This window comes from Kosakonia sp. BYX6, assembly GCF_038449125.1.
GTDB lineage: Bacteria > Pseudomonadota > Gammaproteobacteria > Enterobacterales > Enterobacteriaceae > Kosakonia > Kosakonia calanthes.
Window position 1 is genome coordinate 2086447 of the sequence record NZ_CP151800.1, and the last position, 24979, is coordinate 2111425.

At 52.2% G+C, this 24979-nt stretch carries 21 protein-coding genes; 16 read left to right on the forward strand and 5 right to left on the reverse strand.

Annotated elements, in window-relative coordinates:
• Positions 1 to 6: 6 nt before the first annotated feature.
• Entirely contained in the window at positions 7 to 1539 is a 1533-nt protein-coding gene (locus AAEY27_RS09855) for a SpoVR family protein (protein WP_342325012.1), read from the reverse strand.
• A gap of 319 nt (positions 1540 to 1858) precedes the next feature.
• On the opposite strand from AAEY27_RS09855, the gene AAEY27_RS09860 reads away from it, so the two are divergent.
• Entirely contained in the window at positions 1859 to 3157 is a 1299-nt protein-coding gene (locus AAEY27_RS09860; RefSeq protein ID WP_342325014.1) for a D-amino acid dehydrogenase, read from the forward strand.
• Positions 3158 to 3175: 18 nt separating this feature from the next.
• Entirely contained in the window at positions 3176 to 4246 is a 1071-nt protein-coding gene (gene dadX, locus AAEY27_RS09865) for a catabolic alanine racemase DadX (RefSeq protein WP_342325015.1), read from the forward strand.
• 15 nt (positions 4247 to 4261) lie between these two features.
• On the opposite strand, the gene AAEY27_RS09870 is transcribed toward dadX, so the two are convergent.
• Together AAEY27_RS09870 and ldcA are read right to left on the reverse strand one after the other, a co-directional pair.
• Positions 4262 to 5995, reverse strand: coding sequence for a potassium/proton antiporter (locus tag AAEY27_RS09870; RefSeq protein WP_342325017.1), 1734 nt, complete (start codon positions 5993 to 5995; stop codon positions 4262 to 4264).
• A gap of 120 nt (positions 5996 to 6115) precedes the next feature.
• Positions 6116 to 7036 carry a muramoyltetrapeptide carboxypeptidase gene (gene ldcA, locus AAEY27_RS09875; protein WP_342325019.1) on the reverse strand — a complete coding sequence of 307 codons (921 nt, stop codon included), beginning with the start codon at positions 7034 to 7036 and terminating at the stop codon, positions 6116 to 6118.
• Between the two features lie 100 nt (positions 7037 to 7136).
• Between ldcA and emtA the strand changes: the two genes are divergently transcribed.
• On the forward strand, positions 7137 to 7748 hold the full coding sequence (gene emtA, locus AAEY27_RS09880; protein WP_342325020.1) for a membrane-bound lytic murein transglycosylase EmtA: 612 nt from the start codon (positions 7137 to 7139) through the stop codon (positions 7746 to 7748).
• Here emtA and ycgR read toward each other — a convergent pair whose 3' ends face one another.
• The gene (gene ycgR, locus AAEY27_RS09885) at positions 7749 to 8480 is read right to left on the reverse strand and encodes a flagellar brake protein YcgR (RefSeq protein ID WP_342325022.1); all 732 of its coding nucleotides are present in this window, start codon (positions 8478 to 8480) and stop codon (positions 7749 to 7751) included.
• 211 nt (positions 8481 to 8691) lie between these two features.
• Here ycgR and AAEY27_RS09890 point away from each other — a divergent pair, with 211 nt between their 5' ends.
• On the forward strand, positions 8692 to 8946 hold the full coding sequence (locus AAEY27_RS09890; RefSeq protein WP_342325024.1) for a GlsB/YeaQ/YmgE family stress response membrane protein: 255 nt from the start codon (positions 8692 to 8694) through the stop codon (positions 8944 to 8946).
• Between the two features lie 65 nt (positions 8947 to 9011).
• Here AAEY27_RS09890 and AAEY27_RS09895 read toward each other — a convergent pair whose 3' ends face one another.
• Positions 9012 to 10721 carry an alpha,alpha-trehalase gene (locus AAEY27_RS09895; RefSeq protein ID WP_342325026.1) on the reverse strand — a complete coding sequence of 570 codons (1710 nt, stop codon included), beginning with the start codon at positions 10719 to 10721 and terminating at the stop codon, positions 9012 to 9014.
• 988 nt (positions 10722 to 11709) lie between these two features.
• On the opposite strand from AAEY27_RS09895, the gene AAEY27_RS09900 reads away from it, so the two are divergent.
• The 12 genes from AAEY27_RS09900 to AAEY27_RS09955 all read left to right on the forward strand — a co-directional run bounded on the left by AAEY27_RS09900 (position 11710) and on the right by AAEY27_RS09955 (position 24719).
• Entirely contained in the window at positions 11710 to 12201 is a 492-nt protein-coding gene (locus AAEY27_RS09900) for an SH3 domain-containing protein (RefSeq protein WP_342325028.1), read from the forward strand.
• 23 nt (positions 12202 to 12224) lie between these two features.
• Positions 12225 to 12731, forward strand: coding sequence for a type VI secretion system lipoprotein TssJ (gene tssJ, locus AAEY27_RS09905; protein WP_342325030.1), 507 nt, complete (start codon positions 12225 to 12227; stop codon positions 12729 to 12731).
• A gap of 24 nt (positions 12732 to 12755) precedes the next feature.
• Positions 12756 to 14099, forward strand: a complete 1344-nt coding sequence (gene tssK, locus AAEY27_RS09910) for a type VI secretion system baseplate subunit TssK (protein WP_342325032.1) — start codon at positions 12756 to 12758, stop codon at positions 14097 to 14099.
• Between the two features lie 17 nt (positions 14100 to 14116).
• Positions 14117 to 15355: a DotU family type VI secretion system protein gene (locus AAEY27_RS09915; RefSeq protein ID WP_342325034.1), complete on the forward strand. Its 1239-nt coding sequence runs from the start codon at positions 14117 to 14119 to the stop codon at positions 15353 to 15355.
• Between the two features lie 2 nt (positions 15356 to 15357).
• Complete coding sequence (gene tssM / locus AAEY27_RS09920; RefSeq protein WP_342325036.1) at positions 15358 to 18972, forward strand: type VI secretion system membrane subunit TssM; 3615 nt, start codon at positions 15358 to 15360, stop codon at positions 18970 to 18972.
• An 18-nt stretch (positions 18973 to 18990) separates the two neighbouring features.
• Positions 18991 to 19701, forward strand: coding sequence for a type VI secretion system-associated protein TagF (tagF, locus tag AAEY27_RS09925; RefSeq protein WP_342325038.1), 711 nt, complete (start codon positions 18991 to 18993; stop codon positions 19699 to 19701).
• Between the two features lie 11 nt (positions 19702 to 19712).
• Entirely contained in the window at positions 19713 to 20729 is a 1017-nt protein-coding gene (tssA, locus tag AAEY27_RS09930; protein ID WP_342325040.1) for a type VI secretion system protein TssA, read from the forward strand.
• A gap of 74 nt (positions 20730 to 20803) precedes the next feature.
• Positions 20804 to 21328 (forward strand): type VI secretion system contractile sheath small subunit, encoded by a 525-nt coding sequence (tssB, locus tag AAEY27_RS09935; RefSeq protein WP_342325041.1) that lies wholly within the window; start codon positions 20804 to 20806, stop codon positions 21326 to 21328.
• Between the two features lie 3 nt (positions 21329 to 21331).
• Entirely contained in the window at positions 21332 to 22834 is a 1503-nt protein-coding gene (gene tssC, locus AAEY27_RS09940; RefSeq protein ID WP_342325043.1) for a type VI secretion system contractile sheath large subunit, read from the forward strand.
• 68 nt (positions 22835 to 22902) lie between these two features.
• Positions 22903 to 23334, forward strand: a complete 432-nt coding sequence (locus AAEY27_RS09945) for a Rap1a/Tai family immunity protein (RefSeq protein ID WP_342325045.1) — start codon at positions 22903 to 22905, stop codon at positions 23332 to 23334.
• A complete protein-coding gene (locus tag AAEY27_RS09950; RefSeq protein WP_342325047.1) occupies positions 23310 to 23825 on the forward strand; it encodes a T6SS effector amidase Tae4 family protein in 516 nt (171 codons plus the stop codon). The genes AAEY27_RS09945 and AAEY27_RS09950 overlap by 25 nt, the downstream gene beginning before the upstream one ends.
• Before the next feature lie 411 nt (positions 23826 to 24236).
• Positions 24237 to 24719 (forward strand): Hcp family type VI secretion system effector, encoded by a 483-nt coding sequence (locus AAEY27_RS09955; protein ID WP_342325048.1) that lies wholly within the window; start codon positions 24237 to 24239, stop codon positions 24717 to 24719.
• Positions 24720 to 24979 lie beyond the last annotated feature (260 nt).

Sequence of the window (24979 nt, forward strand, 5' to 3'; positions counted from 1 at the left end):
TTTGTTTTACAGGCTGTTTGTGCGCGGCGGGCAACGTTCCAGCAATTCCACGCTGCCATCCTCATTTTGCTGCTCCAGCAGCACATCAAACCCCCACAGGCGGTGCACGTGTTTCAGCACTTCGCGGCGGCCTTTGTCGAGCGGCGCACGGTTATGCGGGATATAACGCAATGTCAGCGAACGATCGCCGCGCAAATCCACGTTCCATACCTGAATGTTCGGTTCAAGGTTACTGAGGTTGTATTGCGACGAGAGTTTCGAGCGGATCTCCCGGTAACCCTCTTCATTATGAATTGCCGCAATCTCAAGATAATTGTTGCGATCGTCATCCAGCACCGTGAAGAAGCGGAAATCGCGCATGATTTTCGGTGACATAAACTGGCTGATAAAACTTTCATCTTTAAAGTCACGCATCGCGAAATGCAGCGTCTCCAGCCAGTCGGATCCGGCGATATCCGGGAACCAGTAACGGTCTTCTTCCGTTGGCGATTGGCAAATCCGCTTAATGTCCTGGAACATGGCAAAGCCCAGTGCATAAGGGTTAATACCGCTGTACCACGGGCTATTATAAGGTGGCTGGAACACCACATTGGTATGGCTATGCAGGAACTCCAACATAAACCGGTCGGTGACTTTCCCTTCGTCATAAAGATGATTAAGGATCGTGTAGTGCCAAAAAGTCGCCCAGCCTTCGTTCATCACCTGCGTCTGTTTTTGCGGGTAGAAATACTGGCTGACCTTGCGCACGATGCGCAGGATCTCGCGCTGCCACGATTCCAGCAGCGGCGCATTTTTTTCCATAAAGTAGAGCAGATTCTCCTGTGGCTCCGCCGGGTAGCGACGCGTCTCGGCGACGGTTCTCTCTTCTTCGCGTTTCGGCAGCGTACGCCACAGCATATTCACCTGGCTTTGTAGATACTCCTCACGGCTTTTCTGCCGTGCTTTTTCCTCTTGCAGCGAGATTTTTTGCGGGCGCTTGTAGCGGTCTACGCCGTAATTCATTAACGCATGGCAGGAGTCGAGCAGTTTTTCGACTTCATCAACACCGTACCGTTCCTCACACTCCGTAATGTATTTACGCGCGAAAATCAGGTAATCGACAATCGAGCTGGCATCGGTCCAACTGCGAAACAGGTAGTTATTTTTGAAGAAGGAGTTATGTCCGTAGCAGGCGTGCGCCATCACCAGCGCCTGCATGGTAATGGTGTTCTCTTCCATCAAATAGGCGATACAGGGGTTAGAGTTAATGACGATTTCGTAGGCGAGCCCCTGTTGCCCATGTTTATATAGCCGTTCGGTTTCAATGAATTTCTTACCAAACGACCAGTGAGGGTAATTAATTGGCATGCCGACGCTGGAGTAGGCATCCATCATCTGTTCTGAGGTGATCACTTCGATTTGATGCGGATAAGTATCCAACCGATAGAGTTTCGCCACCCGGTCAATCTCCGCCAGATAAACATCCAGCAGATCGAAGGTCCAGTCGGGTCCATCGCTCAGACGAATAGAATCCTTATTCATTGAGTCAATCGTAGCCATTAGCGCGCCCTCGTTGTTAACGACGATCTCTGTATGGAACGTCTCTTTTCAAGCATAGAACACCCATTTAAAACTGTGCGCCAGGCAAAGATTTTTCTTCGCGATTTTTCTGCACATCAACAGCGTTAATTGCTAATTGATCGAAATATTATGCTGCGACGAAATGGTGCGCAGCAGGAGATGCTAAATATCCTCAGCCCCTGTAGCGCGGCGGCATTGTGAGGGAGGTCACCATAAAAAAGCCGTATGTTGAATAATATTTTCATCTGGGTTATCAATTTGTAATTAGATGATTGTGCTTTACTCACGGGAGAGGGATATGCGAGTAGTTGTATTAGGCAGCGGCGTTGTGGGCGTTACCAGCGCCTGGTATTTGCGCCAGGCAGGGCATGATGTCACGGTAATTGACCGCCAGCCTGGCCCAGCGCAAGAAACCAGTGCCGGTAATGCCGGGCAAATTTCTCCCGGTTATGCCGCGCCGTGGGCTGCGCCTGGCGTACCGCTAAAAGCCATTAAATGGATGTTCCAACGCCATGCTCCACTGGCTATCAGCCTTGATGGTTCGTCATCCCAGCTTAAATGGATGTGGCAGATGCTGCGCAACTGCGATACCCGCCACTATATGGAAAATAAAGGGCGCATGGTGCGTCTGGCTGAATATAGCCGTGATTGCCTAAAACTGCTGCGCGAAACCACCGGTATTCAGTACGAAGGGCGGCAGGGCGGGACGCTGCAATTGTTCCGCACCGCCGAGCAGTACGAAAACGCCACCCGCGACATTGCGGTTTTGCAGGATGCTGGAGTGCCCTACCAATTGCTGGAATCCGCGCGCCTGGCGGAAGTTGAACCGGCTCTGGGCGAAGTGGCAAACAAGCTGACCGGTGGGTTGCGTCTGCCGAATGATGAAACCGGCGATTGCCAGCTTTTCACTCAGCATCTGGCGACCATGGCGGAGCAGGCGGGTGTTGTATTCCGTTTCAACACGCCAGTGGACCGTCTGCTGTATGAAAGCGAAAAAATTTACGGCGTGAAATGCGGCGACGAGGTGATCAAAGCCGATGCCTATGTGATGGCCTTTGGTTCCTGGTCCACCGGCTTACTAAAAGGCATTGTCGATATCCCGGTTTATCCGCTCAAAGGTTATTCGCTGACCATTCCGATTGCGCAAGAAGATGGCGCGCCCGTTTCCACTATTCTCGATGAAACCTACAAAATCGCTATTACCCGTTTCGACCAGCGCATTCGCGTTGGCGGTATGGCGGAAATTGTTGGCTTTAATACCGATCTGCCGCAACCACGACGCGAAACGCTGGAGATGGTCGTGCGCGATCTCTTCCCGCGCGGCGGGCACGTTGAACAAGCGACGTTCTGGACCGGTTTGCGTCCCATGACGCCGGACGGCACGCCCGTTGTTGGCCGCACACCGTTTAAAAACTTGTGGCTTAACACCGGTCACGGCACGCTGGGTTGGACGATGGCCTGCGGTTCCGGGCAATTATTGAGCGACCTGATGTCTGGCAACACGCCAGCTATTGCCGCTGATGATTTGAGCGTGGCGCGCTATCTGCCTGGCTTTTCTCCCGCCCGGGCACGACACTTACATGGCGTTCATAATTAATTCTAATAAGGAACAACGATGTCTCGTCCGGTTCTGGCCACGCTTGATTTGCAGGCGTTGGGTAATAACTTGCAGGTCGTGCGCCGTGCTGCGCCAATGTCAAAAGTCTGGTCGGTGGTTAAAGCCAACGCTTACGGCCACGGTCTTGATCGTATCTGGTCCGCACTGAATAAAACCGATGGCTTTGCCATGCTCAATCTGGAAGAGGCGATTTTACTGCGTCAGCGCGGCTGGAAAGGGCCTATCCTGATGCTGGAAGGCTTTTTCCATGCCGATGAACTGCCGCTGTTTGATCAGTATCGTCTGACCACCAGTGTGCACAGTAACTGGCAGATCAATGCGCTGAAGGCTGCGCACCTGCAAGCGCCACTTGATGTCTATTTAAAGATAAATAGCGGCATGAACCGCCTCGGATTCTTGCCTGAGCGTGTTCACAGCGTCTGGCAACAACTGCGCAGTTTTACCAGTGTGGATAACATTACGTTGATGTCGCATTTCGCAGAGGCAGAACGGCCGGATGGCATTGCTGAACCGATGGCGCGTATCGAACAGGCGGCCGAAGGGATGGAGCTGCCGCGCTCGCTGGCTAACTCCGCTGCCACGTTGTGGCATCCTGAAGCCCATTTCGATTGGGTGCGTCCGGGCATTGTGCTGTATGGCGCGTCGCCATCTGGTAAATGGCAAGACGTTGCTAACAGCGGCATTCGACCGGTAATGACCCTCAGCAGTGAAATTATTGCCGTACAGACATTAAAGTATGGGGAAGCGGTGGGTTACGGTTGCCATTTTCGCGCGCAAGCGGAACAGCGTATCGGCGTCGTTGCCTGTGGATATGCTGATGGTTATCCGCGCCTGGCACCGTCCGGTACGCCGGTGTTGGTGGACGGTGTTCGCACGACGATTGTCGGTGCGATTTCCATGGACATGATTACGGTTGATCTTACGCCTTGCCCGCACGCCGGGATTGGCGCACCCGTTGAGTTGTGGGGCAAGGAGATCAAAATCGATGAAGTGGCATCCGCTGCCGGAACGGTAGGGTACGAATTACTGTGCGCATTAGCACCGCGCGTGCCTGTTGTGACAATGTAACTTCAAGCGAGGCGGTCACTCCGCCTCGTCTTCCGCGACTCTGACACCGACTTTCAATACCGCGTTGTCGGCTTTTTCCGCAACGGTCCAAATCATCCCGGCAAATTCCACCTGGTCGCCGACAACTGGCGCGGCGCCAAGCAGTTGCTGCACGATATCGCCCAGCGTTTGCTGGTTATCGCGATGCTCCAGCCCCTCTTCGAGACCGTAGATCAACGCCACATCGGCAAATTTGGCATCCGCTTCGAGAATAAAATCACCGAAGAAACGCTGATCCAGTGACACCGGCGGCGACTGGCTAAACAGTTTGCCGAGCGCAGGCAGATCTTTTTCGCGCCCAATTACGCACAGCACATCGCCTTCGCGCAGGCGGGTGCTCCCGGTGGGGTGCAACAGGCTGTTATCGCGAAACAACGCCGCAATACGCGTCTCTTCCGGCATATGCAAATCACGCAGCGCCGCGCCAACACACCATTTATCTGCACTCAGTTGATAAACAAACTGCTCGAACGGGTTTTCCGGGTGAATATCGAGCCCAACGCGGGAAACCGGCCAGCCAACTGGCGGCACTACCACTTTGGCTTTTTTCGCCGCCCATGATAGCGATGTTCCCTGGAACAGTAGAGAAATCAGCACCACGAAGAAAGCAACGTTAAAGAACAGACGGGCGTGATCCAGCCCGGCCATCATCGGGAACGTGGCAAGAATAATCGGCACCGCGCCGCGCAGGCCGACCCAACTGATAAAGATACGTTCGCGCAGGTTAAAGCCGCGAAACGGCAGCAAACTGGCGAACACCGACAGCGGGCGAGCAACAAAAATCATCCACGCGGACAAAATCAGCGCAGAAGCTGCAATCGGCAACAAGTCGGAAGGGGTCACCAGCAGGCCGAGCACAAGGAACATGGCGATTTGCGCCAGCCAGGCCAGACCATCGAAGTTCTGCAAAATTCCGAAACGGTTACGAATCGGGCGATTGCCCAGCACGAAGCCACATAAATAAACCGCCAGAATGCCGCTACCGTGCAGAGCAGTGGTTAAAGAAAACACCAGGATACCGCCGCTCAATGCCAGCAAGGGATAAAGACCAGGCGGCAGCGCGATGCGATTGATCATCTGCTGTAGCAGATAACCTCCTGCGCCACCGAGCAGAATGCCGAGACCAAACTCCTGCACGATATGCACGAGGAACATCAGGTCGAGATCGGCTTTATGTTTTTGGATCATTTCGATAAGCGTAATGGTGAGAAACACTGCCATCGGATCGTTACTGCCGGATTCGATTTCAAGCGTTGAACCGACACGTTCGTTAAGCCCTTTGCCGCCGAGCAGGGAAAACACCGCCGCCGCATCGGTCGAGCCGACAATCGCGCCGATCAGAAAGCCTTCCATGATATTGAGCTTGAACAGCCAGGCGGCCATCATGCCGGTTAAACCGGATGTCACCAGCACGCCAATGGTGGCGAGGGAGAGTGCAGGGCCAAGCGCGACGCGAAAGGAGCTGGCGCGAGTACGCATGCCGCCGTCGAGTAAAATAATCGCCAGCGCCAGGTTACTGACCATGTAAGCGAAAGGATAGTTATCGAACGGAATACCACCGATACCGTCAACACCGGCTAACATGCCTATTGCAAGAAAGATGACCAGAATCGGAATACCAAGGCGGGATGAGAAAGAACTCAATAAAATACTGCAGGTTACAAGAACTGAACCCAGAATAAACAGACTGATTATCGCCTCAGCGTCCAATGTTATGCTTCTCCTTATCCTCACCGTAGGGATCCAGACCGCGTCTGCCGCCTGGATTTATAACTGCATATTATAATAACGGCAGAAACAGCGTTTTAATAAGGGCATTAAGCACTTTTTTTATGCCGAGATTGTGGGATGGCCTGAAAGTATCAATTGCGATTTTTCAGCATGTTGCAATATGGCGTGTGCGCCTAAAGGCAACGTGACGGTTTGTGGCTCATGGCCGAAGGGCAGACCGGTGATCACCGGGATAGCCAGATGCTTGCGCAGATATTCCACCATCTTATTAAGATTGTAGCCCGCATCATACTCATTGGGCTTTGCGTGAGAAAAACTGCCGAGGATCAGCGCCCGCTGCTGTGCCAGAATTCCTGCGTGAAATAGTTGCAACAGCATGCGCTCAACGCGATAAGGGTGCTCATTGATGTCCTCGACCACCAAAATACCGCCCGGCATTGAGGGCAACCATGGCGTGCCGATAAGCGATACCAACATTGCCAGGTTTCCCCCCCACAATGTTCCTTCGGCATGACACTGTGGGCCTTCGCCATTCCACTCTACGCTAAAAGTTTCATTGCTTATGGCGCGCCAGAAGTGCTCAACAGTGAACGCATCCAGCGTTTCTGCGCCAAAGTTGCCCGCCAACATCGGCCCGCTGAAGGTAATGACATTACCCGTGGCCAGTAACCCTAACTGAATAGTGGTGAAATCGCTGTGACCGCAAATCACCAGCGGCTGCGGCTGCGGCTGTTGCTGGCGCGCTACTAGCGCCTGCCAGTCGATATCGGCAAGCAGACGGCTGGCGCCGTAGCCGCCGCGCACCGGCATCACAATGATGTTATCGCCCGTCAACTGCGCCAGTGCATTGATATCCGCCAGCCGCTGTGAATCGCTGCCGGCAAAGCGTTCGTCACGCCGGGTAATCACTTGCAGGTTTTCGATTTGATGGCCCTGTTGTGCGAGCCGTTCGACGCCGCGCGCCGCCGCGCGTTGGTTTAAGCAGTAACCGGAAGGGGCAATCAAGTGGAAGGTGGGCATGGCATTTCCTTGCTGACATCTATACACAAACGGTTATCATGCCGCTAACCTGTGTCGTTGTCATCCGCAGCGATGAATACTCAAATAAGGATTTTTTGGCGTGAAATTAAGATGGTTTGCTTTTTTAGTCGTTCTGCTTGCCGGATGTAGCTCAAAGCAGGATTACCGTAGCCCGGACTGGAACCCGGAAGTGCCGGTGAAACGTGCCATGCAGTGGATGCCAATCAGTGAAAAAGCTGGTGCGGCGTGGGGCGTGAGTCCTCGGTTATTGACCGCTATGATTGCAGTGGAATCAGGCGGTAACCCGGAACTGGTGAGCAAGTCCAATGCCGTGGGGTTGATGCAGTTAAAAGCGTCGACGGCTGGCCGTGAAGTTTATCGCCATATGGGCTGGAGCGGACAACCTTCGACAAGCGAGCTGAAAAACCCGGAGCGCAATATTTCAATGGGCGCTGCCTATCTGAGCATTCTTGAACATGGCGCGCTGGCGGGCATTCGCGATCCGCAAGTCATGCAATATGCTTTGGTGGTCTCTTACGTTAATGGCGCAGGCGCGTTATTGCGAACCTTCTCTTCGAACCGAAGCGAAGCTATTGAAGAGATAAATGATTTAAGCGCTGACGCCTTTTTGAAGCACGTGGCGGATGAACATCCCGCGCCACAAGCGCCGCGCTATATTTGGAAAGTACAAAAAGCGATGGATGCGATGTAATTAGCGCACCCGACTGGCGCGTTCGCGCGCCTCGCGCTCCAGGGCAAAAATAATGCGCTGGAGCTCGCGCTCAACACCGGGGCTAACATTCAGAAAGCGGAAACTCAGTCGCGGCGTCACTATTGTTTCATTCTTCCCGTCGACCACTTTTCTCTCACCAATCGCAATCAGCTGCGCATCAAAATAGAATTGCCCCCATGACGCCATATCCAGCTCAACCTGAGTAAAGCGCATTCCCGGTTGTAGCGTTTCAGGCAGTTCGCCATCCAGTAACGCGCCCATACCGCCTAATGACAGATCGAACAGACGAAAGCGGATTTGGCTTTTATCCGGCATCGTTGCTTTGCAGAAATAGGCCGGGTGGAGCGGGGCACTGATGCGAAAATATTCCCGGCGCTGGATAAACCACAGCGTTTCCGGAAGAGGAGTAATGAAGGCAGGCAATGCCTGAAAATCGCCCGAAGTGAGCTTATTCAGTGTGAATTCGACTTTTGCGCCATGCGTTTCTGCGGTAATGGTTACCTTCCCGGCGCGCTGTACTGCATTATTTTCGTAATCCTGACTGCCAAAATCCATCACCAGCTCTTCTGGATTTACTTCCAGTATCTTGCTAATGAATTGACCGCTGCCCCAGGTGATGCAAACAGGCACCTGGTTTTTTTGCAGGTCGCGTAACACACCCAGCACGGCCAAAGGATTTTGTTTCAGGAACTGCTCACTGTAATTGCTCACGCCGAATGGCTCCTTGATGACTGACACACCGTCGATGCTTTATCGGCAATTTATGCCAAAACTTAATACAAACGATGCAATTTTTTTACATTGGGTTTGAATTAAGTCTGTGAGTTGAAAATGTTTTTAGGAGAGGCTTCTATACTTTAGCCAGCGCACTGCCGTTGTGGTGAGTACGTGTACACGACATAAACAGAAGGAGAGAGTGAATATGGGTATTCTTTCGTGGATTATTTTTGGTCTGATTGCCGGAATTATCGCCAAATTCATTATGCCAGGACGCGATGGCGGTGGTTTTATTTTGACTTGTGTGCTGGGGATTGTAGGGGCGGTAGTCGGTGGTTGGCTCGCCACCCAGTTTGGTTACGGTGGCGACATTACCGGGTTCAACATGCATAGCTTTATTATCGCGGTGATTGGCGCAATCGTGGTATTGGCTATCTTCAGATTGCTACGCAGGAATTAACGTTCAAATAAGTGAATGCGTAAAAAAGGCCGCAAGCAGTTGCGGCCTTTTTTTGTCGGTGTGATTTACTGCGCCATTTTTTGTGCGGCAGGTTCCGTTGCTGGTGCTGGGGATGTGGCCTGAGCTGGTTCTGTTTGCGGCACGCTGTCGCACGGTTTCTCTTTCGGACAGATCAGATCGAGCATTTTCAGCGTCACGCCGTTCGTCCAGCCGAAACCATCCTGCAGAGGGTATTCTCCACCGCCGCCGCCCGTTCCGGTGCTGCTGACATCGTATTTCTCGACCAGTTTCTTCTCGCGATCGTAGGTGTGCTGCACATTGCTGAGGAAGCGCCAGCTCACATTCATCGCCAGCTTTTTATGGTCGTAATTTTGCAGACCGGCGGTGGCGACCCATTGCAGTGGCGCCCAGCCGTTTGGTGCATCCCATTGCTGGCCGCTATTGACGGTGGTGGTCGAAATGCCGCCCGGTTTCAACAGACGCGCCTGTGTTGCCGCTGCGACTTTATCTGCGCGATCTTTCGCCGCCGCATTGACGAATAGCGGGTAGAGCGCGGCAGCGGTCAGCTGATTACGCACTTTGTTGGTCTTCAGATCGTAATCGGCGTACCAACCCTCTTTTTCATTCCACAGATTGGCTTCGATGCCTTTTTGTCGCGCATTGGCCAGCGAATCATACTGGTTGGCTTTGGCCGTATCGCCCGCGGCCTGGTAACCACGAGCCAGCATTTTTTCCATCTTGAACATCAAGGCATTCAGATCAACCGGCACAATGCTGGTGGTGCGAATGGTGCCAAGCTGGTTTGGATCGTCCATCCAGCGAGAACTAAAATCCCAACCTGATGCGGCGGCGGAGCGCAAATCGCGATAAATGTCGGTTGCAGGTCGATTAGGGTTGTTTTTCGCTGTGGTCACATCATCCAGCCAGGATTCCGGGCGCGGTGTGTCACGATCGTCCCAGTAACGGTTCAGCACAGTGCCGTCGCTCAGTTTGACAACACGCTTACTCGCCTGGCCGGGTTGCAGGGTATCGGCACCTTCCATCCAGTAGCGATACTCTTTCTCCATTTGCGGCAGCCAGGTTTTCAGCGCGTCATCGCCATCGTGCGTTGCCAGTAATTCAACCATTAAGGAGAAGAAGGGGGGTTGGGAACGGCTTAAATAATAAGTGCGGTTGCCGTTCGGAATATGGCCCCAGGTATCGATCTCATGGGCGAAGTTGGTGACCATATCTTCAATTTTGTCCCAGTGCCCGCTTTCGGCGAGACCGAGCATCGTGAAATAGCTGTCCCAATAATAGACTTCACGGAAACGCCCGCCAGGAACGACATAAGATTTCGGCAACGGCAACAGAGAATCCCATTTCCCTGCGCTATCTGTTGTACGCGTCAGTTCAGTCCACAACCCATCAATGTGCTCGCGAAGGTTTTGTCCTTCCGGCGGCACATACGCTTCTCCCTCTTTAGGCAGCGTGAAATTCACATTAACGAAGTGGCGTAAATCAAAGCTCGTTTGATTACGCTGCATGCGGTAATCCGCAAGGATCATCAGCGGGTCGCCTTTAGGTACGGCATCAGCAAAGGTTTTTTGATCGGGAAATAATTTTGCGGTCTGCACATCGTTAAATAACGGACCCAGCAGAATATCTGGTGACTGTGGCTGATTTTGTGGTTCATCGGCAAAAGAATGGGGAACAACAGCAAGTAATGCTCCACCCAACGCGAGTTGCATAACTAAAAACAGGGTGCGCGGCTGGCGCAGAACAGGTCGTATCATCGATTTCTCCTTAGCTGGCGGGCAACAGTGCTGTTGCAATCAACCTTGACCAAAACCATAGTCGAATATCAGATAATTCGTGTGTCGCGTTTGGCATTTTACGTGATTCCAGACAAATTACCCGTCTGGCTGTGAGGGGAGGCAATAAAAAGGGGGGCTTTCTTTCAAAAATGAACACATCATCGTTCTCAGCTTAAAAAACGGACTACGTTTAATTGCGATCAAATTGCCCTAAAGGCTAAAAATCACCCGAAATCGCGCAGAATCACTTCTGCTGAATGGTTTCATTTATTATTGATATATTGAAATGTAGTCTTGCTAAACAGTTTCATACGCAAAATGTTTTGTTAGGCAACTATTGGCGTTTTAGAAAAGAAATAGTTTTGTGCGTGACTATACTGATTGGTGAATATCATTCATTTCGGCAAGATATATTTTATCTGATGCAAAGAAAACTCCGAAATAACCCCATTCACTGCAAAGTCCTTGCATTCGTTCTGGAATAATAACTACCAAATATTGTAGTATTGATTGCACGATTTTAATTTTTAGGACTACTCTTATCCCATAATTCCGAGTATGTGCTACTAAGAAATCATATAAAATATTTATTAATATTCATGTAGTTAGCAATGGATCTCTTAAGTGGTTAATGTTTTTCAAATGTATCTTTATTGTTTCTCATCTTAAGTGAAATTATTTCTTGAGATTTATCCTAATTTGCAAAAGAATTAAATAATAGTATTTCAACAGGTCGGAGATCATATTGAATTGAATTATCTGATCTGTAAAATCATGTCACGATAATCAATGAAAAGTAATATTATTGCTGCCTTCCATAGTGACAGGCTCGTGCGGTAGCTATGCGTTTTATTCATTATCGGGTCGTTTATCGGACAAGGAATTGAGTCATTTTGAGCGATTTAAATTCCCCTTTCCAGAACGCGCTACGTCAACACAGTAATATATTTGCAATGGAACAAACCCTATGAACATGCGAATCGTATTGGCTCTTCTTTTTGTTTTTGGCGTTACCGGTTGTGTACCTAAGCCGAAACCCACCCCGTCCGATGACACCATTGTTACCAGTGAAGTCAATGGCGTGACACTGACCCACCGTTATGCAGTCCTTCCACCGAAGGAATTCCAACCTGTTAAGCAAGACTATCGCGCACTTTATCCGTCATCGGTAATGAGCACACCGGATTTCGGCGGCAAAGTGATTCGTCAACTGGAAGCCGGTAAAACCTATGTCGTATTGGGACAGGTTGAACATTTCTGGATGGCGCTGGCCGATGAAGGTCAGGAAGAGCTGATTGGCTATGTGCCAATGCGCGCGGTGGTAAAAAGCGATCTGTACGAACAAACATTGCGTAAAGACAGACGCAAAGTTATTCGTAAAAAACAAACCTGCGTAACGGTTGATGGCAGTGGCAAAGCCTGCAAAAACGCTAACTCTGGGACCTGGATCATCGATTAATCCAGCCGTGATGAGTACCTGTTATGAATAATAATTCGTTTGTACGCCAGATTAGCCTGGCGTTTTTCTTTGTGCTGGCCACCCTGGCCAGCGGTTGTGGTTCATCTTCACACAGCGTACCTACCAGCTATAACCTTCAGTTCAGGGCTCATCCGCAAATCAATGAGTCCGCTCCCCTCAAAGTCAGGGTGTTGTTATTGAAATCAGACGCGACGTTTATGTCCGCTGACTTCTGGTCACTGCAAAACAACGCGGATACCGTGCTGGGTGCCAATCTGCTGAACAGTGATGAATTTTTCCTGATGCCCGGTCAGTTATCTAAAACGCTGAGCGGTAAAAGTTCGCCGGAAGCGCGTTATATCGGGGTGATGGCAGAGTATCAGTCACTGGACGGCAAAAAATGGCGGATGTCCTTGCCTCTTCCGGTTCAGGGAGAGTCGCATTTTTATGAATTCTGGAAATCGTCGTCGGATGAGTTGGAAGCCAACATCTTTCTCGACATTAACGGAATACGCGTGATTTCCAAATAGCGCCATCCCGAACAGGAAAACAGTATGAACAAAGCAGAAAAGGTCGTCTGGACCGAAGGTATGTTTCTGCGCCCTCATCACTTTCAGCGTGCGGAAAGCTACTTGCAGCATCATATTCGCGAGTGGGGGACACTGCAGCGCCCATATCTTTGGGGCTACCTTGATATCGAGCTGGACGACGCCATGCTTCGCCAGGGCTGCATTGCATTAAGCTATGCCAGCGGCTTGCTACCAGACGGTACATTCTTCTCATTCAATGATGCCCGCCAGGCACCTACACCGTTGGCGATCCCGGATAACATCAGCAATGAACGTGTTGTTCTTGCGCTGCCTGCCCGCCGTGGTGGGCGTGATGAAGTGATATTCAGCGAAGAGAAAGATTCTCTGGCGCGTTATATCACCTGGGAAAGCGAAGTCGATGACGACAACGCCATGTCGGTCGGCCCTGCGGCGGTGCAGTTTGGGCGCTTGCGCCTCAAGCTGATGCTGGAAAAAGATCTCAGCGCCGAGTGGACAGCCATTGGCGTGGCGCACGTGCTCGAAAAACGCAACGATAACCAAGTACGCATCGATAGCCGCTATATCCCGCCGATGTTGAACGCCGTTAACAGCGCTTCGCTCTACGCAACCATCAACGATCTGCAAAGCCTGCTGGTGCAACGTAGCCAGCAAATTGGCCAACGTCTGCGCCAGCCGGGGCGTTTTAACACCTCTGAAATGGTGGAGTTCACGCTGCTGGCGTTGATCAATCATCATGTTGGGCAGATCTCTCATTTAAAAACGCTGCCGATGATCCATCCGGAAGAGTTATGGCGCAGCTGGCTGGCGTTTGCCACCGAGCTAACTACATGGACGGCATCCCGCTCTCCCGACGAGTCACTGCCAGTCTATGACCATGACGATCTCGCCGGTTGCTTCAGCAAATTGCAATTGATGCTACGCCAGGGCCTGTCGCTGGTCATGGAAGAGCACGCTATCCAGCTGCCGCTGACCGAACGGACGCACGGTCTGAATATTGCGACTTTGCCGACCACCACCATGGCGCGCGAGTTTGGTTTTGTGCTGGCAGTCAAGGCCAGCGTTCCTGGCGAGATCCTGCAAACCCATTTCCCGGCGCAGATGAAAGTGGCGCCCGTCACCAAAATCCGCGACCTGGTTCAGCTACAACTGCCGGGCATGATGCTGCGCGCCATGCCTGTCGCACCGCCGCAAATTCCATGGCATGCCGGTTACAACTATTTCGAGTTGGAAAAAGGCGGCGAGCTCTGGAACGAAATGGAAAAATCGGGCGCGTTCGCACTGCATCTGGCGGGCGAATTCCCGGGTCTTGATATGGAGTTTTGGGCCATCCGTAGCCCGACTGAATAACACAGCGAGCGCACAATATGCAGGAACAACATGCCTCCGGCAGCGATGCCACCCTGGCAGGAGCAAGTGGCAATAATCCGTTAGTTGCAGCCGCTAACCCGCTGCTCAACGCGATACCGCAGATCCGCTATTCGGTCTCTCATGACGATCAAAGCGGTCTGCGTCAGCACCTGATTGATGAAATCCGCCGTTTTGAAGTGCGCTGCCAGCAATCGGGTCTGGCTTATGAGGTTATCGTTGGCGCGCGTTACTGTTTATGCACCGCGCTGGATGAAGCCGCCGCACTCACGCCGTGGGGAAGCCGTGGCGTCTGGTCCGGCAGTGGTTTGTTGGTAACGTTTCACAATGAAACCTGGGGCGGTGAAAAGTTCTTCCAGTTACTTGCGCGTTTGTCGCAAAACCCGCGCGAACATATTGCGCTGCTGGAACTGATCAATTTCTGTCTGCTGCTGGGCTTCGAAGGGCGTTACCGTGTAATGGACAACGGTCGTACGCAGCTTGAAACCATCAAACAACGCCTATGGCAAATGATCCGCGGCGTGCGTGGTAACTATCCGCCGCCGCTCTCACCGCACCCGGAAGATCAACCGGTCATGCGCAAGCTGTGGCGTCCGGTGATCCCTTTGTGGGCGTGCGTTGGCCTGGCAGGTTTCCTGGCGTGTCTGTTCTATATTGTCCTCAACTGGCGTCTGGGCGACAGCACCAGCCCGGTACTGGCAAAAATCTATCAGACCTCATTGCCCGAAGCCTCAATCCAACAGCCTGTACAAAATGTGCCGCCAGTTCTCAATTTGCGCGCGTTCTTGCGTCCTGAAATTCAGGCCGGTTTGGTGGCTGTGCGGGATGAAGCCGACCGCAGCGTCGTGACATTAAAAGGCGATGGTTTGTTTACCTCTGGTTCGACGGTCGCGCGTGAAAGCTACGAGCCGGTTATCGACCGCGTCGCGCAAGCGATGAACAACGTCAGCGGCAGAATTCTGGTCGTCGGCTATAGCGATAACGTGCCGATTCGCAGCGCGCGCTTCCCGTCAAATTATGAGTTATCACTGGAACGTGCGCGTTCGGTACAGTCGCTGCTGCAAAAACACCTTTCGCAGCCAGAACGCGTGAAAGCCGAAGGGCGAGGGGAGATGAACCCGATCGCGCCAAACAACACGGCTGAAAACCGCGCGCGTAACCGCCGTGTCGAAATTACTTTGCTGGTGTCGCCGGATAATACGGCCGCCGAGCTGAACGGATTGCTGCAAGGAAACTAAGGATGAATATGTTGCTTTCATTGCTGACCAACCGCATTTTGTGGGGGTTCCTTGGCGTAACGGGGCTGGCTGCTGTTATCTGGATGATTGGTCCGTTGCTCTCTGTCGTGGATTCCCGCCCGCTTGAGTCAGAGCAAAACCGCATGATAACCATTGCGGTGATGTACCTGATTTGGGTTCACAGCCACATTGTGCCGCGCCTGTATAACGCCTGGCTCAACCGTAAGCTGATGGACAACCTGAAAAGTGACGAGGCGAAAGATCCTGGCGAACGTCATCGCCTGACGAACGACGATCAGGTGCTGAACGAACGTTTCGAAGAAGCGGCACAGGTGCTGAAAAAGGCGCACTTCAATCAACCTGGTCATCGCGGTCAGTGGGCACAGCGTTTCAGTACGCAATACCTCTATCAATTACCGTGGTATGTGATTATTGGCGCCCCCGGTTCCGGTAAAACTACGGCACTCGTGAACTCTGGCCTGCAATTCCCCCTCGCCGACCGGTTTGGTAAAACCGCGCTGCGCGGGATTGGCGGGACGCGCAACTGCGACTGGTGGTTTACCAATGAAGCCGTGCTGCTGGACACCGCCGGGCGTTACACCACGCAGGAGAGCGAGCAAGTTCAGGATGCGAGTGAATGGACGAAGTTCCTCGGTCTGCTGCAAAAATATCGCCGTCGTCAGCCGATCAACGGCGTCATCGTCACCATCAGCATTGCCGATCTGCTGACTCAATCGGCAGAAGCCTCCCGTGAACAAGCGCTAAACCTACGCCAGCGTCTGACCGAACTGCACGAACAATTGGGTATCCGCTTCCCGGTGTATGTGCTGGTCACTAAAGCGGACTTGCTGAAAGGCTTTCGTGCTTACTTTGCGGGCTTTGATAAAGCGCAACGTGACCAAATCTGGGGCTTCACGTTCCCGTGGGAAAAAGCCAAACTGGCGGACTTCGATCTGCAAGGCAGTTTTCTTCAGGAGTTCGCATTGCTGCAACAGCGGCTGGATGCGGCTCTGCCGGATACGTTACTGCGTGAAAGCGACGCGCAGGCCCGCGCCGAATGTTTCCTGTTCCCGCAGGAGTTCGCTGCACTTCGCCCGCTGCTCTCTGATTATCTGAATACCATTTTTGCGCGTTCTAACTTCGAAACAGAGTTCTCTCCACGCGGTATCTATTTTGCCAGCGGTACGCAGGAAGGCCTGCCGTTTGACCGCGTAATGGGCGAGCTAAACCGCGCATTGTCTCTACCGCAAGGGAAATCCGGCGAGAACTGGGACTCCGTCAGTAAAGAGGAGCCGGTACCGGGTGGGAAAGGGCAAAGCTTCTTTATTAAACATGTGCTGCAAAACGTCATTTTCCAGGAAGCGGGCATTGCCGGGCAAAACCGCTGGTGGGAACTGCGTAGCCGGGCGGTGATTTGGTCTGGTTATGCGGCACTGCTGGCGCTGCTTATCATCATTAGCGCATTGTGGTTTACCAGTTACGGCAACAACAAAGATTATCTCGACGAAGTGCAGGCAAAAGTGCCAGCGTTGGATCAGCAGATCAAAGCGTTGCGTAACCGCCAACAGGGCGATTTGTTTGCGCTGCTACCGCTGCTAAATGGCCTTTCCGCACTGCCGCAAAGTGAAGAGTTCGACATCAATAACCCACCGATTACCCGTCGTATGGGGTTGTATCGTGGGAATGACGTCTCTGACGCTTCGCAAGCACTGTATCAAAAAGCACTTCAACAGATGTTGCTGCCGGAAGTGGCGATGCGCATCACGACCTGGCTACGTAACGACAATGGCAGCGATGTGGAATACAGCTATGAAGCGCTGAAAGCCTACCAGATGCTCTACCAGCCGAAACATTATGACGGTAAGTTCCTGCATTCGTGGGTGATGCTCAATCTGGAGCGTAATCTGCCGCAAAATGTGACTAAAGCGCAGATTCGCCAACTGGAATGGCATCTTTCGCAACTGCTGGAACTGCAAATTCAATCTTCACCGTATGCCAAAGATGAGACGTTGATCAGCCGCGAGCAGGCGCTAATCAACCAGCAACCGCTCTCAACACGCGTTTATGGTCGCCTGAAACGTTTGCTGGTGCGTGATGAAAACTTAAAACCGGTGTCGCTGGCGACGCTGGGTGGCCCGCAAAGCGAGCTGGTGTTTTCACGTAAAAGCGGCAAACCGGTGAATGAAGGGCTGCCGGGTTTGTACACGCCGGACGGTTACTGGAACAGCTTCAATGCGCAAATCGCACCGGTGACCGCGTCATTACATGAAGATGATGTCTGGGTACTGGGCGCGACAACGCAACCGGAAGATAAACAGCAGACGGATAACGCGGTGCGCCAGTTGTATGCCCGCGACTTTATCACCCTCTGGGATAGCTTCTTAAGCGATATCCAGTTGAACAACAGTGCGGATCTGAATCAGCGTATCAACACCGCGCGTTTGCTGTCCGGTAACAACTCGCCGCTGCGCCGCCTGGTGATGAACCTCAGCCAGCAACTCAAGCTGGCTCGTGATGAACCGGGTGAAGAAGAGAAAGCGAAAAGCACCGAGAGCGGCAACCGTGGAACTCAGATGCTGGAATCGTTGTTCAGTAAGCATGAGAACGGAACCGCAGCCGGTAATGCCGCCGCCAATCAAACGCCGGAACAGCGCGTGACGGAGCATTTTGCGCCTATTATCGAACTGGCTCAGCCGTTGGAAAAAGGCGGCAAAACCATCGTCTTTGATGATTTCCTCAAACAAGTGGATGAGCTTTATCGTTACTTGACTGCCGTGCAAGATGCCGCCAACAGCGGCATGCCAGCGCCAGGTGGTGAAGCCATCAGTCGCTTGCAGGCCAGCGCCGGACGCTTGCCTGGCGGATTACAAACCATGTTCAGCAATATGGCGGTGGGCGCCAGCAGCGATACCCAACGCCGGGATCTGGACAATGTGCGTAAACGTATCAGCGTCGAAGTCGGCAGCTTCTGTCGCCAGGCGATCGCCGGACGTTACCCGCTGGTACGTTCCGCCAACAGCGAAGTGACGCCGGACGATCTGGCGCGCATGTTCGCACCGGGCACAGGCCTGATGGATGTTTTCTTCCGCGATAATTTGACCAATAAAGTGGATACCACGCAGTCGACATGGCGCTTTATGCCCGGGATCGACGGTAAAACATTACCGGGTAGCGAAGGTGTGTTGGTGCCATTTCAGCAGGCGCAATCAATTCGCGATGCCTTCTTTGCTAACGGCAGCGCAACCCCCTCTTTTCGTACCACCGTGCGTACGGTGCGGATGGATAACACTATCCTGAACCTGACGCTCGATGTTGACGGTCAGATACTGCGTTACAGCCACGGCCCGCAGGCAGTACAAATTGTCAGTTGGCCGGGAACGGGTGGAACCAACCAGGTACGTATGCAATTGGGCTTAGCTAACGGAACGACCGCGACGCTGGTCACCAACGGTGCGTGGGCGTTGAATCGCTTTTTCGATAAAGCACGCGTGAGCCCTGGCAGCAGTAGCCTGAGCCGCCAGGCGACATTCACGGTTGACGGGCATCAGGTAACACTGGAATTTGCACCTAATAGTATCCGCAACCCGTTCCAGCTTCCCCGTTTCGCATGTCCTTGAACTGCAAAGGAACGCCTAATGACTACGACTTTTGCAATTAGCTGGTATGGAAAATTGCCCAGTGCGGGCGATTTTTTACAGCGCCGTTTCCCTGACGCTCTCCAGCGCCAATGGTCCCACTGGTTTCAGGTGGGGCTGATGAACTGGCAAAAAGAAGAACAGCGCGCCAGCGATCGGCAGTTCAGCAATGCGCCTATCTGGAATTTTGTTGTGCCACCGATGCTCGGTGGGCAGCAGGTACAAATGGGCTGCTTATTACCGGGGCGCGACAGCGTAGGCCGCCAGTATCCGCTCTGCGCGCTGATGGCGATTAACCCGCTGGAGTGGACGCCACGCCATCTGGCTCAGGCCGGTGACTGGTATGAGCAATTGGGCCGCACCATGTTACATGCCGTGCGCAATGGCTTCTCTCCGGAACAGCTCGACATGGCGCTGCTCTCCATTCCGCCGGTACAACTGGTGGAGCCGGAAACGCGCTCGGAAATTCTTGATGTCATTGGCTACGAAGGCGATGGCGAATCAACGATTGGCTGGCGACAGGCCGCTGAATGTTTCGATCCGCTGCGCCAGATCAGTTTCTGGTGGACCAACCGCAGCGACGGTTACCCGCTTTATACCCATGTGCATAGCGGTAATTTTACCGGGCAGCTGTTTACCTTGTTGTTTGACCCGGCGGGCGGCGCAAGACCCGGACGTCACGGTCTGTATCCACCTATGTTTGAAGAATAAGCAGGTTGCGGATGACTATTGAATCCTTACTCGCTCCGGTGGCCCCGGAGCAGCCGTGCGGTGAAAACCTGGAGTACGACGCCGATTTCCAGGCCATGGAACAGGCGAGTCTTGGCAAAGCCGAGCAGCAATTTGGTAACACTATTATTCCCGCCGAACCAGCCGACTGGACGCGCGTGGAAAAACTGGCCACCGGGCTGCTGGCGCGGACCAAAGATATCCGCGTGATGATGGCGCTGACTCATGCCTGGACTCGACGTCGCGGGCTGGAAGGCTATGCTGATGGTTTGATGTTGCTCGGGCAAGCACTGGCGCTCTACTGGGATCAGCTTTGGCCATCCCTGACCGACGGCGGCGAATTCGACCCGTTTTATCGTATTAACGCGCTGGCCGGGTTAAGTGATAAATCCGCACTCACCACCACGTTGCGCCAGTGCATCTTGTTACGCAGCAACGGTGACGAGCTGATCTTACGTGACGCGCAGGCGCTGCTTGATGGCAGTAAAACAGAATGTGCGGGCTACCCCGGCGGACGGGTACGTCTGATTGATGAACTGACGCGCGGCGGTCAGCCCGGTATTGATGCTATCGGACAAATCGAAGGGCGTCTGCAAACCATCCGTACATGGCTGCTGGAACAACTTGGCGAAAGCGGGGTGCCGGAAATGGAACAGTTACTCAAGACCGTCGGGATGGTCGCAGGTGTCAGCCGCGCTTCCCGTAGCGATGAGCAGCAAGAGACGTCAGAACAACCTACACAGGAAAGCAATGCATCACAGCCTGTAGCCGCAGTGCCGCTACCCGCGAATGCCGACTGGCGCAGTGCGCAGGTCACGACGCGAGCGGATGCGCAATTGATGCTGGAAAAAGTGAAACAGTACTTCGCCCAGCATGAACCCAGCCATCCCGCACCGCTGATGATTGACCGTGTACAGCGGTTAATCGAATTGGATTTTATGGAGATTATTCGCGATCTGGCACCGGACGGCGTCAATCAGTTGCAAAACATCTTTGGGCGTCAAGACTGACGCAAACCGCGTTATGAAGGCAGGCGTGTTGTCTGTCATCAAACCTTCACCGCGCATATTCGATGGAGAACATCATGGCAATGAGTAACAGTGGTCAGAAATTTATCGCCCGCAACCGCGCACCGCGCGTACAGATCGAGTACGACGTGGAAGTCTACGGCGCGGAGCGCAAAATCCAGCTTCCGTTTGTGATGGGCGTAATGGCGGATCTGGTAGGGAAACCGGTGGAGAACTTACCCTCCATTGAGGAGCGTAAATTCCTCGAAATCGACGTCGACAACTTCGACGAACGCATGAAAGCGTTGAAACCGCGCGTGGCGTTTAACGTCGACAACACCCTGACCGGTGAAGGCCGTCTGAACGTTGATTTAACCTTCGACAGCATGGACGATTTCCTGCCGGACGCTGTTGCCCGCAAAGTGGAACCGTTAAACAAACTGCTGGAAGCGCGTACCCAGCTTTCCAACCTGCTGACCTATATGGACGGTAAAAACGGTGCCGAAGAGCTGATTGCCAAAGTGCTACAAGATCCGACACTGCTGAAATCGCTCAGCCAGCTGCCGAACAGTGACGAGAGCGCGCAAGGTAAAGAGGAATAATTCATGAGCAATCCTTCTCAACAACATGAACAGCAGCAGGGCGCGCAGTCCTTTAGCCAGGACGAATTTAGCTCGCTGTTGAATAAAGAATTCCGCCCGAAAACCGATCAGGCGCGTTCGGCAGTAGAAAGCGCGGTGAAAACTCTGGCGCAGCAGGCGCTTGAAAATACCGTCACATTCTCTTCTGATACTTATCGCACCATTCAAAATCTGATTGCCGGTATCGATGAGAAGCTGTCACAGCAGATCAACCAGATTATTCACCATGATGAGTTCCAGAAACTGGAAAGCGCGTGGCGCGGTTTGAGCCATCTGGTGAATAACACCGAAACCGATGAGATGCTGAAAATCCGCTTTATGAGCATCTCCAAGCAGGAACTGGGCCGCAACCTGAAGCGCTATAAAGGCGTGGGTTGGGACCAAAGCCCGCTGTTCAAAAAAATCTACGAAGAAGAGTATGGTCAATTCGGTGGCGAACCGTTTGGCTGCCTGGTTGGCGACTATTACTTCGATCACAGCCCGCAGGATGTTGAGCTGCTTGGCGAAATGGCGCGTATCGGTGCGGCGGCGCACTGTCCGTTTATCACCGGCACTGCACCGAGCGTAATGCAGATGGAGTCCTGGCAGGAACTGGCGAATCCGCGCGATTTGACCAAAATCTTCCAGAACACCGAATACGCCGCATGGCGTTCGCTGCGTGAATCTGAAGATGCGCGTTACCTGGGCCTGGTGATGCCGCGCTTCTTGTCGCGTCTGCCGTACGGGATTCGCACCAACCCGGTTGATAGTTTCGACTTCGAAGAAGAGACCGAGGGTGCGAACCACAACAATTACTCGTGGGCCAATGCCGCTTACGCCATGGCGACGAACATCAATCGCTCCTTCAAAGAATACGGCTGGTGCACCTCCATTCGCGGTGTGGAATCTGGCGGTGCGGTAGAAAACCTGCCTTGCCATACCTTCCCGAGCGATGACGGCGGCGTGGACATGAAATGCCCGACCGAAATTGCCATCAGCGACCGTCGCGAAGCGGAACTGGCGAAAAACGGCTTTATGCCGCTGATCCATCGCAAAAACTCTGACTTCGCGGCCTTTATTGGTGCGCAATCGCTGCAAAAACCGACCGAATATCACGACGCCGATGCAACTGCCAACGCACGTCTGGCTTCTCGTCTGCCTTATCTGTTCGCCTGCTGTCGCTTCGCGCACTACCTGAAGTGCATTGTGCGCGACAAAATTGGCTCCTTCCGCGAGCGCGATGAGATGGAACGTTGGTTGAACGACTGGGTAATGAACTACGTCGACGGTGACCCGGCTAACTCTTCGCAGGAAACCAAAGCGCGTAAACCGCTGGCGGCCGCGGAAGTGCAGGTTCAGGAAATCGAAGACAACCCAGGCTACTACGCAGCAAAATTCTTCCTGCGTCCGCACTATCAGCTGGAAGGTCTGACCGTTTCTCTGCGTCTGGTTTCTAAACTGCCGTCGCTGAAAACCAAAGAGGCGTAAGCCTGGCAGGCCGTAAGCATTAAAACGCTTGCGGCCTGGATTCATTTTCACAAACAGAAGGATATGTGATGAAAATGCATATAGTGGTTGCCGGCAGCCTGGTGGTTTTATCTGCTCTGGCGTCTGCCGAGACGAAAACCTATCAATATCCTCAGGCGGATCCGTTACCAGAGGATTCAACGACAAATTTACTTCGCGATCCTGCATTGTTGAATGGTTTCGACGTAAATATGAGCGCACAACGTTTTGCTGATGCCTGGTTTTCTAAAACTAACGAGCGCGAACGTATTAAAGCGGATATGTACCTGCTGGGGGTACTTGATACGACTGAGGGGACAATCTGGTGCGGCTATAACCGGCTTCTGCCATCGTCAATACATGAAAATCTTTACTCATATTTTGAAAATCTCAGTGCAGAGAAAGGAAAACAACGCGCATCAAAAACAATTTCTGATGCTATGACTGAATTGATGCCGTGCAAAAAGGAGAACAAGAAATGAGGCCGCTATATGAACAGCTTAAACGTTATCATCGTTCTTCCTTAAAACATCGCCCTGGTTTTCTTTCCCCTGAGGAGTTATTTAAAGAAATTGGTTATGACTACAAAAAGTTGAAAGCTGATAACCCCGATTTCGAAAATACTTGCGCCGTGCGGATGAGTTTGGCGTTGCTGAAGAATAATATCGATTTTATCGGACGCATCATCATTAAAGACGGGCCATATAAAGGTAAAAAGATAGAGCCGGGCGCTAAACTTCTCGCTGATCAACTCTATAAACAAAATGTGTTTGGAAAGGCTGAATTATATAGCGACATCCGTGAAGCAGGGAGGAAATTACGCAATCGCAAAGGCATTGTTTATTTCCACAAGATTGTCGGTTACGGTGGCGGCCATATTGATTTACTTGAACCCGTGGGCGACAACATGATGGACTGCAATAGTGGATGTCACACAAACTGCAAAGAGATTTGGTTTTGGGAATTGAAGTAACGCTTTATCAGCGTTTCGCCTGAAGATTAATTGAGTATTTGACTAAAAATATCTTCACAATGCCTAAAGCGAATTCTCAAAAGCGCCATGAGTTGTACGTATTATAGTTTTTTAGTTGCGGCGTAGATGTTAATTCAGCACAAGATAAGCGGGCAAAAGACGTACTGGTTGAAAATCCGGATTATACCCGGAATCAGGATTGTCCCAATTAATCATTGCGGAAAACATTTTTAATTTGATGAATTCTTTCTTTCATATCGAGAGAAGAATTTCTGAAAAGATGAGCATCTTTTCAGAAAGAAAAGAGGCAGAGGTAAAATATGGATGGTTTTATTCGGCCCCATGCTTACCCATTTGTCATATAAGCGCTTTTTCGAAAGCAATATTTATCATTAACGAAGAGTAAATATTATGGCTATTGATATGTTTCTGAAGGTCGATGGAGTTACGGGTGAATCTAAAGACTCTAACCACACCGGCTGGACTGATATCACATCTTTTTCCTGGGGGGCTTCACAACCCGGAAACATGAGTGTTGGCGGTGGCGGCGGTGCCGGTAAAGTCAATTTCAACGACCTGCATGTTAACGCACTCATTGATAAATCCACGACGGCTATCCTGAAGCACTGCTCCAGCGGCAAGCATCTGACCAAAGTTGAACTGTCTGTCTGCAAAGCAGGCGGCCAACAGGTTGAATATGCGCGCATCACGCTGGAAGACGTGCTGGTGACCTCCGTTCAGTACACCGGTGCTGATAACGGCGACACCGTAGGCGTGACCTATGCATTCCAGGCTGCGAAAGTGAAACAGCAGTACTGGGAGCAGTCCACTTCCGGCGGTAAAGGTGCTGAAACCAGTGCTGGCTGGAACATCAAAGAAAACAAAGAAGCATAAGTATGAAGAGCGATCCCGCAAGGGATCGCTAATCCTTCCCGTACCGGTTCGACAGAACCTCTATCGTTTTGGTGACTTATCAGCAGTGTAAAAATCAATATGGAATCGGGTATTTGAACGGGGGAGATAATCCGGTAAAACATGAAAACGTTGGATCCGACGCAACCGCACCGGTCTTTGAAACCCAATAAAAATGCCTACGTAGTCAAACGCAGCCGCTTTACAAAAAACGGCACCGTTTGAGTGCACATAACTCCAGC